Origin of the sequence: Ruminococcus sp. 1001713B170207_170306_F1, assembly GCF_015668065.1 — a bacterium.
Classification (GTDB): Bacteria; Bacillota; Clostridia; order Lachnospirales; family Lachnospiraceae; genus Blautia_A; species Blautia_A faecis.
Genome location: NZ_JADPEX010000024.1, coordinates 63,187 through 77,305, shown reverse-complemented (window position 1 = coordinate 77,305; position 14,119 = coordinate 63,187). Strand labels below are relative to the sequence as shown.

At 44.2% G+C, this 14,119-nt stretch carries 13 protein-coding genes and 1 pseudogene; 1 reads left to right on the top strand and 13 read right to left on the bottom strand.

The annotated features are described in order from the left end of the window. Positions 1-137: 137 nt before the first annotated feature. The 4 genes from I4V84_RS14475 to I4V84_RS20000 are packed head-to-tail and all read right to left on the bottom strand — an operon-like array spanning position 138 to position 3,427. Entirely contained in the window at positions 138-1,490 is a 1,353-nt protein-coding gene (locus I4V84_RS14475; RefSeq protein ID WP_187566210.1) for an MATE family efflux transporter, read from the bottom strand. 22 nt (positions 1,491-1,512) lie between these two features. Further along, the gene (locus I4V84_RS14470) at positions 1,513-2,853 is read right to left on the bottom strand and encodes an MATE family efflux transporter (RefSeq protein WP_118701708.1); all 1,341 of its coding nucleotides are present in this window, start codon (positions 2,851-2,853) and stop codon (positions 1,513-1,515) included. A 59-nt stretch (positions 2,854-2,912) separates the two neighbouring features. Continuing rightward, complete coding sequence (locus I4V84_RS20005) at positions 2,913-3,185, bottom strand: hypothetical protein (RefSeq protein WP_243284115.1); 273 nt, start codon at positions 3,183-3,185, stop codon at positions 2,913-2,915. A gap of 56 nt (positions 3,186-3,241) precedes the next feature. Then, positions 3,242-3,427, bottom strand: a complete 186-nt coding sequence (locus I4V84_RS20000) for a nitroreductase family protein (RefSeq protein WP_243284114.1) — start codon at positions 3,425-3,427, stop codon at positions 3,242-3,244. Between the two features lie 361 nt (positions 3,428-3,788). Between I4V84_RS20000 and I4V84_RS14460 the strand changes: the two genes are divergently transcribed. Further along, entirely contained in the window at positions 3,789-4,022 is a 234-nt protein-coding gene (locus I4V84_RS14460; RefSeq protein WP_187566348.1) for a hypothetical protein, read from the top strand. A gap of 174 nt (positions 4,023-4,196) precedes the next feature. Here the strand turns inward: I4V84_RS14460 and I4V84_RS14455 are convergent, their stop codons facing one another. The 9 genes and pseudogenes from I4V84_RS14455 to I4V84_RS14415 all read right to left on the bottom strand — a co-directional run bounded on the left by I4V84_RS14455 (position 4,197) and on the right by I4V84_RS14415 (position 14,049). After that, complete coding sequence (locus I4V84_RS14455) at positions 4,197-4,418, bottom strand: DUF3791 domain-containing protein (protein WP_195992678.1); 222 nt, start codon at positions 4,416-4,418, stop codon at positions 4,197-4,199. 65 nt (positions 4,419-4,483) lie between these two features. After that, the gene (locus tag I4V84_RS14450; protein WP_118581763.1) at positions 4,484-4,768 is read right to left on the bottom strand and encodes a DUF2442 domain-containing protein; all 285 of its coding nucleotides are present in this window, start codon (positions 4,766-4,768) and stop codon (positions 4,484-4,486) included. 19 nt (positions 4,769-4,787) lie between these two features. After that, positions 4,788-5,048, bottom strand: a pseudogene (locus I4V84_RS14445) (DUF4160 domain-containing protein). Positions 5,049-5,234: 186 nt separating this feature from the next. Continuing rightward, on the bottom strand, positions 5,235-5,768 hold the full coding sequence (locus tag I4V84_RS14440; RefSeq protein WP_195992677.1) for a methylated-DNA--[protein]-cysteine S-methyltransferase: 534 nt from the start codon (positions 5,766-5,768) through the stop codon (positions 5,235-5,237). A 375-nt stretch (positions 5,769-6,143) separates the two neighbouring features. After that, a complete protein-coding gene (locus I4V84_RS14435; RefSeq protein WP_195992676.1) occupies positions 6,144-7,427 on the bottom strand; it encodes a phosphodiester glycosidase family protein in 1,284 nt (427 codons plus the stop codon). Between the two features lie 207 nt (positions 7,428-7,634). Next, the gene (locus I4V84_RS14430) at positions 7,635-9,296 is read right to left on the bottom strand and encodes a hypothetical protein (RefSeq protein ID WP_195992675.1); all 1,662 of its coding nucleotides are present in this window, start codon (positions 9,294-9,296) and stop codon (positions 7,635-7,637) included. A gap of 335 nt (positions 9,297-9,631) precedes the next feature. Then, on the bottom strand, positions 9,632-10,765 hold the full coding sequence (locus I4V84_RS14425; RefSeq protein ID WP_195992674.1) for a hypothetical protein: 1,134 nt from the start codon (positions 10,763-10,765) through the stop codon (positions 9,632-9,634). 10 nt (positions 10,766-10,775) lie between these two features. Next, a complete protein-coding gene (locus tag I4V84_RS14420) occupies positions 10,776-12,176 on the bottom strand; it encodes an MBOAT family protein (RefSeq protein ID WP_243284113.1) in 1,401 nt (466 codons plus the stop codon). Between the two features lie 268 nt (positions 12,177-12,444). After that, positions 12,445-14,049 carry an FGGY-family carbohydrate kinase gene (locus I4V84_RS14415; protein WP_118581787.1) on the bottom strand — a complete coding sequence of 535 codons (1,605 nt, stop codon included), beginning with the start codon at positions 14,047-14,049 and terminating at the stop codon, positions 12,445-12,447. Between the last annotated feature and the right edge of the window lie 70 nt (positions 14,050-14,119).

Sequence of the window (14,119 nt, the reverse complement as noted above, 5' to 3'; positions counted from 1 at the left end):
GCGGTAACTACATAGTACCATAAAATTTGTAATTAGGGATTCTCATTTTGACTTGTACTATTTATATTCTAGCACCAGATATGCCGTTCACCTTAGAGAAGCAGAAATTTATCCGGCGCAGTCGAACAGGACGGCATTCATTCCTTTCGGGCCGTCGTCACAGGTTTTGCAATCGCCTTGCGGTAAATGATAAGGGAAATGACCGCGGCGATCACTTCTGTGACCCAAAACGCATGCCAGACGCCGACGGCGCCGAAAAGCCTGCTGAGCCAAAACGCAGCTGGTAGGATGACCACCACATACCGGCAAAGGGAAATCAGCAAGGAGGGCGTGCCTTTCCTCAGTCCCTCCAATGCGCCGGAAGAGGTAACAGAAACCGCCGAGACGATAAATCCGGCCCCAATGATGCGCAGGGCGGTTTTCCCGGCCTGGATCGTCGCTTCTGTGTGGGTAAACAGCCCCATCAACTGGCCGGGAATCAGCAGGCATATTGCGGTCCCAAGCACCATAATGATACCGTTCATGCACAGGACGATCTGATAAATCTGACTGACCCTTTTACTCTCGCCAGCGCCGTAGTTATAGCCGATCAAAGGGCGCATCCCCTGCACAATGCCATTCGCCGGCAGATAGATGAAGGTCTGCAATTTGTAATAGATCCCCAAAACCAGGATATACACCTCGGAATAGGCGGCCAAAATCGCATTGAGCGCCGAAATCAAAAGTGACGGAAGTGCAAGATTCAGGGTTGCGGGAATGCCGATGGAATACAGCTTTATGACCATCTTTTTGCCGGGCAGAATGTGCTGCCTGCGGATATGCACGCGAATGGACCGCACAAAGTAGATGACCAGATAAATCGCAAGCGTCAGGGCCTGCCCGATGCCGGTGGCCAGCGCTGCGCCTTCAATCCCCATTTCCGGGAATGGGCCATAGCCAAAAATCAGAACGGGGTCCAAGACAATATTTGTGATGCACCCGCACATCAGGCTGATCATGGTCGTTTTCATGTTTCCTACTGCCTGGAACAGTTTCTCAAACACCATGCTGACGGTAACAATGAGTGTAAAGGCGAACGCAACGGCAGAATAGCGGACGCCAAGTTCAATGACCGCTTCGGATGCAGTGAACATCCGCAGAAAAACCGGCATAATTGCGATACAGCAGACTGTCATAACAACGCCATGAATCACGGCAAGCACAAGTCCCTGTGTGGCAGCCTGATCTGCTTTTTCGTGATCTCCCGCGCCCAGATAGAAGGCAATCACTGCGTTGATCCCAACACCAAACCCAATTCCAACCGCATTGATAAAATTTTGAACCGGGTAAACCAGTGATAACGCCGTCATCGCTTCCTCGCTGATCTGCGCGACAAAAAAGCTGTCCACAATGTTGTAGAGGGAGTTGACCAGCATGGATAACACCATCGGCAGGGACATGGATAAAATCAGCGGCAATATCGGTTTCTCTTTCATGAAAGTGTCGTTCATAATTCCTCCTTCGCAAAACACGTTATGAGATATTTTTGCGTCGATGCCATGCCATCATCACAAGTGCAACGAGCAAAGTGGCAGTTTCCGCAACCGGAAATGCAAGCCAGATTCCGTTCAGCTGGAACAATTTGTCCAGACACCACAGGGCAGGCACAAGGAAAAGCATTTGCCTGCATAATTGGATCGCCATGCTGGACCCTACTTTTTCTGTGGTCTGAAAATAGGTGGAAATCATCGTAGAAAGGCCGCAAAACAGATAGCTTGCCGCCATGATCCGCATGGCGGAGATTCCAAAGGAGCGCATGGCTTCCGACGCCATAAACAATCCCAGAATCTGCGCCGGAAAGAGGAGGACAGCCAACGTCCCCAGTATCATCATGCCGGTGACCAAAACAGTTCCATATCGGAAAGCTGAATGCAGCCGTTCGCTGTTGCCTGCGCCGTAGTTAAACCGCATGACAGGCAAACAGCCTTGAATCAAGCCGTTTACCGTCATAACAATCAGCTGCTGCACCTTAAAATATGCGCCGAAGAAAGCGATCGCCGTATCGGAATACGCCACCAAAAACAGATTGACAAAGGTCACCACAAACGAACTGAGGGCGTTCATGATAAAAGATGGCAGGCCAAAGGCAAAAATACGGTAGATCATCTGCTTTTTCAAATGAAAGTCTTTGATTTTCACCTGCACTTTCTGCTTTTTGCCCAGCAGTAAAGCAAATGCCAAAATCATGGACAGCAGATAGCCTGCAACGGTAGCTACCGCAGCGCCGCGGATTCCCATAGCCGGAAAAATACCAATCCCAAAAATCAGAATGGGGTCGAACACGAAGTTAACGACCACGCCCGCGATCTGGAACCACATGGGAGCGACCATGTTCCCGGTGGCCTGTATCATCTTCTGGATGGCGATATGCACCATATTGGGAATTTGCATGAAGGAGCACACACTCATATAGGCGATGCTCAGCTGATAAATTTCTTCATTATTGGTGAATGCCCGAAAATAGGATTTCATAATCAGTAATGACATAAGGTTGAGCAAAGCACCTATTCCAAAAGCCAGTAACAATCCATGTGTGACAGTTGCATTTGCCTCATCCTGCTTTTTCTGTCCAAGATACCCTGCTATCAGCACATTCACGCCGACACCGATCCAGATAGACGCTGCATTCATCAATGTTGTAATCGGGAATGACAGAGAAACAGCGGTCAATGCATTCTCACTCAACCGCGCCACAAACGCGCTGTCTATCAGGTTATAGGAATATTGCAGGAACATGGAAATCAGCGGCGGTATCGACATTTGCCAGATGAGCTTTCCAACAGGAGCGACCGCCATTTTATTATTGGTCTGCATACTTTCCCTCCTCTCCACAAAGTGTCCGGCGCAAAAAATTGCGCCGGACAGCAGGATCATTAAATCCGAACGATATAGTTTTGTTTGCGTGCTGCGGGTTGACTGGCTTCCCGGGCTGGATACCCCAATGCAACCGCCCCGACACCGCGCAAGGTTTCCGGCAGCTTCCACTCCCGCAAGAGAGCCTTTCCTTTTTCGCTGTCAAAAATCTCGCGTTCCCGATGCATCCATACGGTTACAAGGCCAAGGGCGGCCAGCATCATATTTTCAAGGACGCAGCTTCCATCCTCCACAAAGGTGCTTGCACCGCCATCTGCCAAAACCCAAACCACGACAGGCGCACCATAGTAGGGGGCTGTGCTGCTCCCCATCACTTCTGCGTTTAACTTTACGATATCCTGTCTATATTGGGGTCTGTAATTGCAATAATGGTGGGGGATTGACGTCCGCCGCCGGTAGGCACGTAAGTCCCCGCTTCCAGTACAGCGTCCAGAGCCTCAGCGGGTACAAGTTCTGCTTGATAGGCCCTTACGCTGCGGCGCGTTTTGATAAGAGACAAAAAATCATTTTCCATACAAGTACCATCCTCCGTTCTGCCAGATTTTCCAGGATGCAGACAGCAAAAAAAGCCACACGGCTATCACAAGATAGCTGTGTGGCAAAAAGATGACCGCATCCGGAAAAGTCCACTCAAATTTTACGCGCATTATTATAGCATTCTTTCAGGAGACTGTCAAGCATCAATCATTACGGAATTGTGGCGGCTGTCTGTTGTTTTTTGTGTTACTTTATGGCACATGATTCACGGAAGTTTGACACCCCAAAACCCTCTCAGACCAGTAATGGCCTTATTTTTTTTGCAAATTTTCATTCCTTTCTATGCCGTATTGCCGTATTGTGTTATAATAGTATTAAAGGTTAGGAGGTCTATTTTTATGAGGTTAATGATTAGTCCATCAAAGAATGCTAAATCTTTTTATGTTATTAAATCCGTTCAGAAAAATGGTAAAAATACTTCTGAGATTGTAGAAAAACTTGGTACTGAAACTTTTATCAAAGAAACTTATGGCGTTGATGATGCTGAGGCCTGGGCTCGCTCTCACGTCAATGAGTTAAATGCTGTTCTTCCAGTTCCATGCCATACAATTTTCTTATCATGCTGTCCATAATGTTCCGAACCTGCTCTGGTTCCAATTCTCCCTTCTATGAGTATATCTAAATATTTACACCTTGCTACAGATTTGAAGATATAAAAAAAGAGACCAGAATTCAAATTTCCAGTCCCTAATCAATCTTCTATATCAAATTACAATCCTTTATTATCTTTTGAAATATCAGCTAAATTATACCCTTCCCAAACTATTGCCTGTATTACTGCTGATATAATCGTCAATGTCCTGTACAATGCAACGATCTCCCATTATATGCAACGAATCAAAATACTTTGTAATATACCCATAAATACCGTATTTTTCAAAAGTTTTTGCCACATCAGCTCCAGAAAGTCCTTTAAAATGGCGGTATCGTTCCATGCAGTAAATTAAGAAATTTGATTCCTTACTCATTTCTCGCGTCCCTTCTCTCAGTGTCACGTAATCGCCTTTGAATAATTTTTCTGACTGACAGCATTTCACGCTATCATACCATTGATTTCCTCGAGTTCATATAACGTAAATGGATCAATGTCTACGCAATCAGCTTCGTCCCATTTGCCAGAAATATCCCAGGCAAGCGTTCCATTCATTACCGTACAAGCATTTTTGAAGTTCTCAATATCCCTCATTGGTGCCATAATCTCAGCCTTTAAATCGTTTGTAGCATCATAATCAACTATTTTTCCATCATCAAAAAAAACCTGTACATGAAAATTATCCAAAGGAATCACCTGTACAACTGTAGGAAAATACTCATTCATAAACGTTCACCTCCACATATTATATAAGCGGATTAATTCTGTTCAACGGCTTCATGTCCTTTGACAGCTCCCAGTTCTGCATCAATTCGTCCTGGTGAATTGTACACCACGCCAGTATCAATCGTAATTGCTTATTTGGTAATTATCCCTTTATTACCTGTATATTGTTGATATCAACTAATGCTTTATGTCCATTATACTCTGCATGGAAATGCGGGGGCATATGGTCATTATAATACATCGTTACCCGAATCCCATAAAATAATGATATCTCTGGCATATACAACATCTCCTTTTCAATGCTTTTTTATAGTGTACCATTTTTTCATAATAAGCGCCATAAAATATGATGAGAATTTGCCTTTTCATTCTGTTTCCGTACCCAAAATATACCCAAGATTCTATTTTCCGTCCAATCTTGGCTCTCCAAAATAACCCAAAATGAGGACAGTTTTATCACTGCCTCCTACAATGCTGTCCCTTTCTTTGGAACAAATAAATAACTCATATCCGCGTGTTCCAGTTCAAGCAACGAAAGCTTTTTATCAATTCCCCCGGCATACCCTGTCAGACTTCCATTTGTGCCTATCACACGATGGCAGGGAATGATAATAGAAATTTCATTGTGTCCAACCGCACCTCCAACTGCCTGGGCAGACATGCGGGATACATTTTTCATCTCTGCCATTTTACGGGCAATTTCTCCGTATGTGATCGTCTGTCCATAGGGAATCTGCAATAAAATCTTCCACACTGCCTGTCTGAATGTTGAACCCTTCGGATGAAGTGGCGGAGTAAATTTCGGTTCTTCACCGGAGAAATAAACATCCAGCCATTTTTTCGCTTCCGTGAGAATCTCTGTTTCCTGTGGAATATGCTTGTCTGGAAGTATATTCGCAAAATATTTCTGTCCTTCAAACCATAGACCAGTAATTCCCACTTCATCTGCCGCCAGTAAAATATGCCCTAACGGCGATTTATATTTGTATGTGTATATCATATTTATACCTCAAAAATGCATGGAATCCTACGATTCCTATGAACAGATTTACAAAACAAAGTTTCCATTTTCCCTTAACCACTCATCCGCTGAGCAAAATCATCACCATCTGCACACAAGTGGTTCCGCAGGTGTAGCCACCATACTGACGCAGGTTCGGGATATCGATAAAAACATCAGCATCCTGGGTCTGCCCAGAATAAGGGAGACTGAGCAGATGGACTCTCTACCGCCTGCACCTGGTAAGTGAATAACAAGAAACATATGGCACCATCAAAAGCACCTGGTATCAAAATTCTGCATAGCTTTTTCATTTAGGCTCCTCATTCACCGTTCATACAACATGCTCCTTAAATGCTTTTCATTGTCAACACATCAATTCGTAAAATACAGAAAATCCCCACATGGTCTCTCATAATGATTAATCAGCTTATTCATAACCTGACCATTGTAATACAATGTGGCGGAGCCGCCGCCGTCCAGGTTGTAGGCGTACTGACAGCCATAGCTATTGAAGATATTAACAAGATCCCAGTGGTTCAGACCGGCGTAACTGCCAGTGTCGGTGACAAGAAGCACATAAATGCCAGGTTTCACCATTCCCACAGCAGTTCTCGGATAATATTTGGCTGTTTCTGACCAGGCCGGCTGGGCCTGTCCATCTTTGATCAGGATTGGGCCAAAATTATAGGTATCTTTCACGCCCTCTTCCAGAAGAGCTTCGCCTTTTAATCCCTGCTCTGGTGTATAAATAGTGCCATCATATTTTACAGCCATTACGCTGTAACTGGTCTCATAATTTCCATAAATCACACCATTCTTGATACACATTCCAAGAGGTGACGGCCGCCCTGTCTGGTAACTAAACGCACTTCCATTCACTCCGATAATACCCCCATTACCAGAAACTGCACCGGAGGTAGTCTGTCTGGCACCACCATAGGTTCCATAAGATAAAGCGGATTTCAGCTGTCCGGAATTTTTGATTTTTATCAGCGCTACCCAGTAAGGAACATTATGTGTGGATTTTCTGCGCAGATCAATATTAAGAGAGCTGCTTTTATATGTATAGCGGTTATCATTCACCTTCACATCCGGTCTGGTCTGTCCGGTTCTTCTCCCGCTATCATTTACATAATATTTCCCCACCCACACATTTGTATACAAAGCACCTGTTTTCTTATCAAAATAATAACGATATTCACCAATTTTCTGCCATCCTGTTGCCATTCTGGAATTAGGAAGGAAATAATATCGCTTTCCTCCGTAGCTCAGCCAGCGGTTGGCAATTGCCACACCTGACTTATTGAAATAATAAGAGTATTTCGTTCCTGTAGCCCATCGGTTGCGGAACATAATGCCATTCTTCCGGTTGTAATAATACCGTTTCCCGCCTGATTTCAGCCAGCCTGTATAGCGTTTTCCATTCTTTGTGCTGTAATAACGCTGACCTTTGTAGGTAATTTTTCCCCAAAGCAGTTTTCCCTTGGAATTATAAAAATAATAGTCTTTCCCCCGCCTCACCCAACCATGCTTTTTCGAAGTGATACTCACAGTCGTATTGGATGCCTTCACATAAGAAGCCGCCCACACCGAAGAGGAACACATGGTAAATATCAAAAACAGAAAACAGATAATCCCAAAGCTTCTTTTTTTCAATTCCTTCCCCCCTCATTTCAATAAGAAAATCATAACAGTTCAGTACCTTCACAGTTACACGCTCCGTGATGCACCTAACTCACTAAACGGTCCTTTACTTTCTAATTAAAAAAAAATACGAGGCAGACAAATTACTTCGTCTGCCCCGCTGTATTTGTCTTGCTGCAGGTAATTATTATGCGGCCGCCTGCTCGCATAAATTACCGATTAGGCTGCCGGTGTCTCACTATCATCCAGGGTATCTCCAGCCATATCTGTCTGCTCTTCGGACTCAGCAACACCATCTGTCTCCGTACTCTCAATATCGCTGTCGCCTGTAGCAGCGATCACATCGTCCAGCCAGCCCTCAGGCATGCCTGCGCTGGTCAGATTCTCTGTGATTGCATCCATATTCATGGAAGCTGTATAAGCTTCAACTTCATCATCATTACTGAAATCATAAACATCTGTCAGTGAAGCAACATCAACTGCTGCAAGTGTCTCACCGCCATTGCCGCCTGTCAGAGAAACTGAACCAAGAGTCGCACCACCTGCTGCAATAGCAAGATTCCAGTCAATGCTGTCCTCATCTGCACCATCGGCTGTAAAGATCAGCTGCATTCCACCAAATGGATCATAGGAATTTCCATCTTCATCTTCCACAGGCGCTCCGGAAATTGTGTAAGTTCCCTTCCAGATTCCGTCCTGTACTGCCTTGGTATCATAATCTGTAACATCAATCACAGCTGCATCCGCTTCACCGGAAGAAATCGTGTAAGTTCCGCTTAACAGGTCACCATTCAGCTCGCCGCTTCCTTCAATAGCAACCTTGTCATCTCCGGAACCCAGCTGCATGGAAAATCCTCTCTTATCTCCATCCGCTGTACACAGATATCCGAAAAGCTCTTCCTCCTGCTCATCATCATTCAGAAGGAACTGGCGTCCAACAACCTCTCCGGCACCGTCAACCCATGCCCTTAAAATAAATCCGGACTCGTCGGTCTCATCAGCTTCTGTATCCAGATCTTTCTCCATATCCTCGATTGCTTCCAGGAAAGTCTCATAAGTATAATCCGGATCATTCATAGCTTCTGTCCAGGTCTCAATAATCCCCTTCAGTTCTTCATCAGACTTGGCTGTATCCAGAATCTGCTGGAACATTGGAAGTGCCTCTGCTTGTGTAACATGTCCTTCCAGAACACTAAGCTCCTGGCTTACATCTCCTGCAACAGCTTCCTGTGCTCCAGGATTCTCAGCATCTGCAACATTATCAAAAATAATATCTGTGTATCTTGTAAGAATAGAGGTCACTAAGTCTGCTTCCGGAAGGTTCTCCAGAGTGGAAAAATAGCTGTTCATGCTATCTGCCAGGTCAACACTCGTGGTAAAGGAAGAATCCAGTTCCTGATCTGCCTCTTCCACAGCTTCCTGAGTCATCTGCTCCATATTCATTTTAATATAGCCCTCACTCAGCTCCGGAATTCTCATATAAATTTCAGAATTCTCTGTATCAAAATAATATTCTATTGTACAGATCTTGGTTCCATTTACATTCACATCCATAAACTCAGTCATGGACTTATCAGACATACTTACATTTCCACTGATGGAAGCATCCGCCAGCCAGGAGATATCCACAGGAGAAAGCATTCCCAGAATTGCTTTTCCGCCATCTTCCAGACTTACCTTTATTTCCGCATTTCCCTTAACTTCTTCTGTATCCATTTCAGAAAGGCTCTTTGCGTAATCAGCACCAAATTCCTCGATCATTTTGGCAAAGGCTGCTTTCTCAGTTTCCTTGTAAGAATCTGCTGCCCATGTGGTAGCCGGTACTGCACTGATTCCCATAAGGGATGCTAACAAAATTGCGGTAATTTTCTTTCTCTTCATAAGATCCTCCTTTGGTATAAATCCTTACGGATTCTGCAATCTTCCCGTTGCTGTTTGCTTGTAATTCCCAACTGCTCTCATTACCAGTTAAGCAGCCAGTTTCTGTCAACGATCCGTCACGGACTATACAAAGTTCCATAACAGACATATCTGACAAAACAAGTTAATATCAGAATAGCATTTGCCGAACTTATTGTCAATAACCCATAAATATTCTGACGATTCCCGTGACAAAAAAGTGGTTACTGTTCCATCTGTGACCAATAAAACAAAAATTTTTCCCACAAACAAATCCTATAATTCCGGACAGGCTCTGATATATCATATTGTACCATTTACTCTCCACTGTCCTGTATAATATAACTATCCAGTTTTTCCATATACCTCTGGTCACGCTCAACAGTAATCACAATCACGTCATCCGGTTCATATTTATCCAAAAGCTCCTGGTCAAAGTCATCAATTCTCACAAATATGGTTTTCTGATAGCGATAGGGCATGTATTTTTCAAGGCGGAGTCGAAAAGAATCCCCGATCACCATTAAAGTTTTCTCATTCTCCGAATTGGATTTAAACACTTTCAGGATCTCCTCGCCGCCTTCACTCTCCTCTTTTTTCACCTTGTAACGGATACCATCGTGAAAATAATTCAACCCATACTCCCTGTCATCATTCAGCTCTTTATACCGCCCGATCATCCTGGACAGATCCCCCCTGCAAGGTTTAGTTCCGATCAGAACCTGAATATCTTCGATTGGCAGACTTTCACCTGTCATATCCTGTACAATTTTCTCGTTGGTAATATAGCCGCCTAAATTGTTCATATGAGTATCATATTTTCGGAACAGCTGGTATTTTTCAGTAAACTCCCTCAGATAATCTGCCAGAAAATCAAATTCCACGTCGGAATTTTCTTTCATATATTTTGCAAAAGTCTCCATTCTGGAATCCCCGATTCCAATCACCTTTGGCTTCTCCGGCATATACTTCGAATAAAGTGTCTCTTTGTTTGGAGCCACGTAGTAATGGAACTGTTCCACGCCCCTGTTCAGGAACCAGTCCCGTACTTTTGCAATTCCGGATGCAATTTCCGCACTTTGTTCCAGTGTATACACATTGGTTTTCTGGTAATCTGCCATGGCATTTTCTCCCTCCCTTTCCGGCAGGTAAAACAGCCAGTTATCTTCTCCGATCACCACATCCCCGATCTTTGTATTGCGGAAAAATTCCGTATCAATAAAGTTGCAGAACTTCACCAGGTCATTTTTGAAGGGCACATGATCCTTATAATACGCCTCAAACTGCTCCGGGAAGTCTCCCAGAGATTCCAGATTCACCTCCGGAAATTCAGCCAGTTTTCTGTTTTCATTGTTTTCCGTATCAAATCTGCCGGAAAATCCAGTCCACACCACTCCTGGCAGAACCAGACTTCCTGCAAATAATACGATCAGAATTTTCTGTTTTCTCATATGCTTCCTGTTAAAATCTGAAATAAATAAACGGGTTATAGCTGTTATTTACAAGTGCCGCTACACTCAGCCAGAAAATCACCAGACAGGCGATCATTCTCGGAACTGTCACCATTCCATTGGCAGGGATTTTTCCATCTGAATGTACCCGGACCTTCTCATATATCTTCTGCAAAACTCCTGCAAATAAAACACCCATAACGATCAGAAAGATCATTTTGCTGTCAAGATATGCAGAAAGAAGAATGGTTCCTCCATGTGCCACAAACATATTTCTCACATAAGTAAAAAACAGGGAAATATTTTCTGCACGGAACAGAATCCATCCAAAAAACACCGCGGTCACCGTGTAGCCCCAGCCCACGATTCCAGGCAGTTTTTCCAGTTTTTTTCCAAGCCACACACGTTCCAGTATAAGAAAAAGGCCATGATAAAGCCCCCAGAGGATAAACGCTATTCCAGCCCCATGCCACATTCCGGTAAGGAAAAATACGATAAGCAGGTTTCGATAGGTGCATGCCGCGCCTTTGCGATTTCCTCCCAAAGGAATATAGACATAATCGCGAAACCAGGAAGACAGAGAAATATGCCATCTGTGCCAGAATTCCTGCACGGAACCAGCTGTATAAGGATAATTGAAATTCTCCTGGAATTCAAATCCGAACATTTTTCCAAGACCAATGGCCATATCGGAATATCCGGAAAAATCGTAATAAATCTGCATCATGTAAAGAATTGCGCCCAGCCACAGAGCCTTCCTGGATACCGCGTATGGACCATATTTAAAAATTTCATCCACCACACGGGCAAAGGAATTGGCAAGAAGAACCTTTTTCCCAAGTCCCCAGCAAAAACGCATTATCCCAGCTGCAAATTTTCGGATAGTCTCTTTTCTTCCTGTAATCTGAGCTGCAATGTCGCGATATTTTACAATAGGTCCTGCGATCAGCTGTGGGAAAAAGGAAATATACAAAAGCATATGCCAGAAATTATGCTGTGCCGGCACCTCTCCCCGGTACACATCGATTACATAGGACAACGACTGGAAAGTATAAAAAGAAATTCCAATTGGAAGCGCCACCTGAAAAAGAGTGGTTCCTGTTCCATCTGCTGAAAAAAGTCCGGTTATGGCTTCTGTCAGAGTTCCAAAATACTTGAAATATCCCAGCAGCCCCAGATTAATAAGCAAAGTTGCCACAAGAATCTTTTTTTTCCTGGTCTGATATTTTTCAATCAGAATTCCGCCGGTAAAATTCACTGCCACGGAAAACAGCATAAGGAAAACATAAAGTGGCTCTCCCCATGCATAAAAAAGCAGACTGAAAAATACCAGGATTCCATTTCGGATTTTTCCGGGACTTATATAATATGCTGCCAGTACTAAGGGCAGAAAGATCCATAGAAAGAGCATCGAGCTGAAAACCATGTGTATCTCCTTTATTTTTCAAACAGGCTCTGGAGCATGTTTGTCTGTCAATGCTCAGTATTATAACATAAAAGACCCTCCCCATACCAGTATCCTGAAAAAATTCACATTCTGGTATGAGAAAGGTCTCCGTTTTTTAACTGAGAGAAAAATCCATCCGTTCTCACTTATTTCGTATTATAACTGCACAGAACTTTTTTCGCGTGCAGATTACGGGAATGATCTGAGGCATACCCTCCTCATTCCAAGCCACTTACCAGATTTTGGAGTCCACAGCTGCGCGCTCGATCGGCAGGCCTTTCATATATCTTTCCATGAACATATTAAAGCCTTCTACACCCTCCGGATCCGGATTCAGGGTGCTTCCCTGATTTCCTGCAAATACCTTGGTATCCAGGAAGTCTTCCAGGGTCTCATTCTCCTCTTTATTTACAAGATAGGAAGCGAGCACTGCAATTCCCCATGCACCGCCTTCACCGGCAGTCTCCATAACAGAAACCGGGGCATTTACAGCATCTGCAAGGATCTGCTGTCCAACACCTTTTGTCTTAAACAGTCCGCCATGACCAAGAAGACGGTCAACCTTTACCCCCTCTTTCTTAAACAGGATGTCAAGACCAACTCTCATAGCGCCAAGGCAGGTATAAAGATTGGTTCTCATAAAGTTGGCAAGGTTGAATTTGCTCTCTGGAGAGCGTACAAACAGTGGTCTTCCTTCTGTAAATCCAGTCATATGCTCACCGGAGAAATAGCAGTAGGATAAAAGTCCGCCGCAGTCCACATCCCCTTCCAGAGCCTTGTTGTATAAGGTTCCGAAAAGCTTGTTCATATCAGCTTCCATACCCATTGCTTCTGCAAACTCACGGAAAATATTTACCCATGCATTCAGATCAGAAGTACAGTTATTAGAGTGTGCCATTGCAACCGGATGTCCGGATGGAGTCGCAACCATATCAATTTCAGAATATGGTGCAGATAACTCCTTCTCCAAAACAATAGAGGCAAATACAGAAGTACCTGCGGAAACATTTCCGGTACGCTTTGCAACGCTGTTGGTAGCTACCATTCCAGTGCCAGCGTCACCTTCCGGCGGACACATAGGAATTCCGGCTTTCAGCCTGCCTGTTACATCAAGAAGCTTTGCTCCCTCTTCTGTCAGGCAGCCAGCATCCTGTCCCGCAACAAGACATTTCGGCAGAATGCCGCGAAGCTTCCATGGGAACCCATAAGAAGCAACCTGCTCATCAAACTGCTGAACCATTTTTTCATTGTAATCCCTGGTAGTGCTGTCCACTGGGAACATTCCTGCAACATCGCCAATTCCAAGAACTCTTTTTCCAGTCAGTTTCCAATGTACATATGCCTCCAGAGTGGCAATATAATCAATATCTTTTACGTGAGGCTCGCCTTTTAAAATTGCCTGATACAGATGTGCGATACTCCATCTCTGAGGAATATTATACTGAAAAAGTTCGGACAGTTTTCTGCTTGCCTCTCCCGTAATATTATTTCTCCAGGTTCTGAACGGAACCAGAAGATTTCCTTCTTTGTCAAATGGCATGTAGCCGTGCATCATGGCACTGATTCCAATAGCACCAACGCTTGTCAGCTCCACACCATATTTCTCCTCTACATCCTTTGCCATCTGCTGATAACAGTCCTGCAAACCGGACCAGATATCTTCCAGACTGTATGTCCATACACCATTCTCATAGCGGTTCTCCCACTCGTGTCCGCCGGATGCGATTGGTGCATTATTTCCATCTACCAGAACTGCCTTGATTCTTGTGGAACCGAACTCGATTCCAAGTGCTGTCCTGTTATCCAGGATTGCCTGCTTTGCTTCTGCTGCTCCCATGTGTAAAATCCTCCCGTTGTTGATATATAATACACAGCTTTTCTACTGCATATTGTGCTATTTCTCCAAA

Bases quoted from the DNA above. Each gene is read 5' to 3' on its own strand.
- I4V84_RS14475 (WP_187566210.1), bottom strand. From the start codon at position 1,490: ATGAACGACACTTTCATGAAAGAGAAACCGATATTGCCGCTGATTTTA.
- I4V84_RS14470 (WP_118701708.1), bottom strand. From the start codon at position 2,853: ATGCAGACCAATAATAAAATGGCGGTCGCTCCTGTTGGAAAGCTCATC.
- I4V84_RS20000 (WP_243284114.1), bottom strand. From the start codon at position 3,427: ATGGAAAATGATTTTTTGTCTCTTATCAAAACGCGCCGCAGCGTAAGG.
- I4V84_RS14460 (WP_187566348.1), top strand. From the start codon at position 3,789: ATGAGGTTAATGATTAGTCCATCAAAGAATGCTAAATCTTTTTATGTT.
- I4V84_RS14455 (WP_195992678.1), bottom strand. From the start codon at position 4,418: ATGAGTAAGGAATCAAATTTCTTAATTTACTGCATGGAACGATACCGC.
- I4V84_RS14450 (WP_118581763.1), bottom strand. From the start codon at position 4,768: ATGAATGAGTATTTTCCTACAGTTGTACAGGTGATTCCTTTGGATAAT.
- I4V84_RS14440 (WP_195992677.1), bottom strand. From the start codon at position 5,768: ATGATATACACATACAAATATAAATCGCCGTTAGGGCATATTTTACTG.
- I4V84_RS14430 (WP_195992675.1), bottom strand. From the start codon at position 9,296: ATGAAGAGAAAGAAAATTACCGCAATTTTGTTAGCATCCCTTATGGGA.
- I4V84_RS14425 (WP_195992674.1), bottom strand. From the start codon at position 10,765: ATGAGAAAACAGAAAATTCTGATCGTATTATTTGCAGGAAGTCTGGTT.
- I4V84_RS14420 (WP_243284113.1), bottom strand. From the start codon at position 12,176: ATGCTCTTTCTATGGATCTTTCTGCCCTTAGTACTGGCAGCATATTAT.
- I4V84_RS14415 (WP_118581787.1), bottom strand. From the start codon at position 14,049: ATGGGAGCAGCAGAAGCAAAGCAGGCAATCCTGGATAACAGGACAGCA.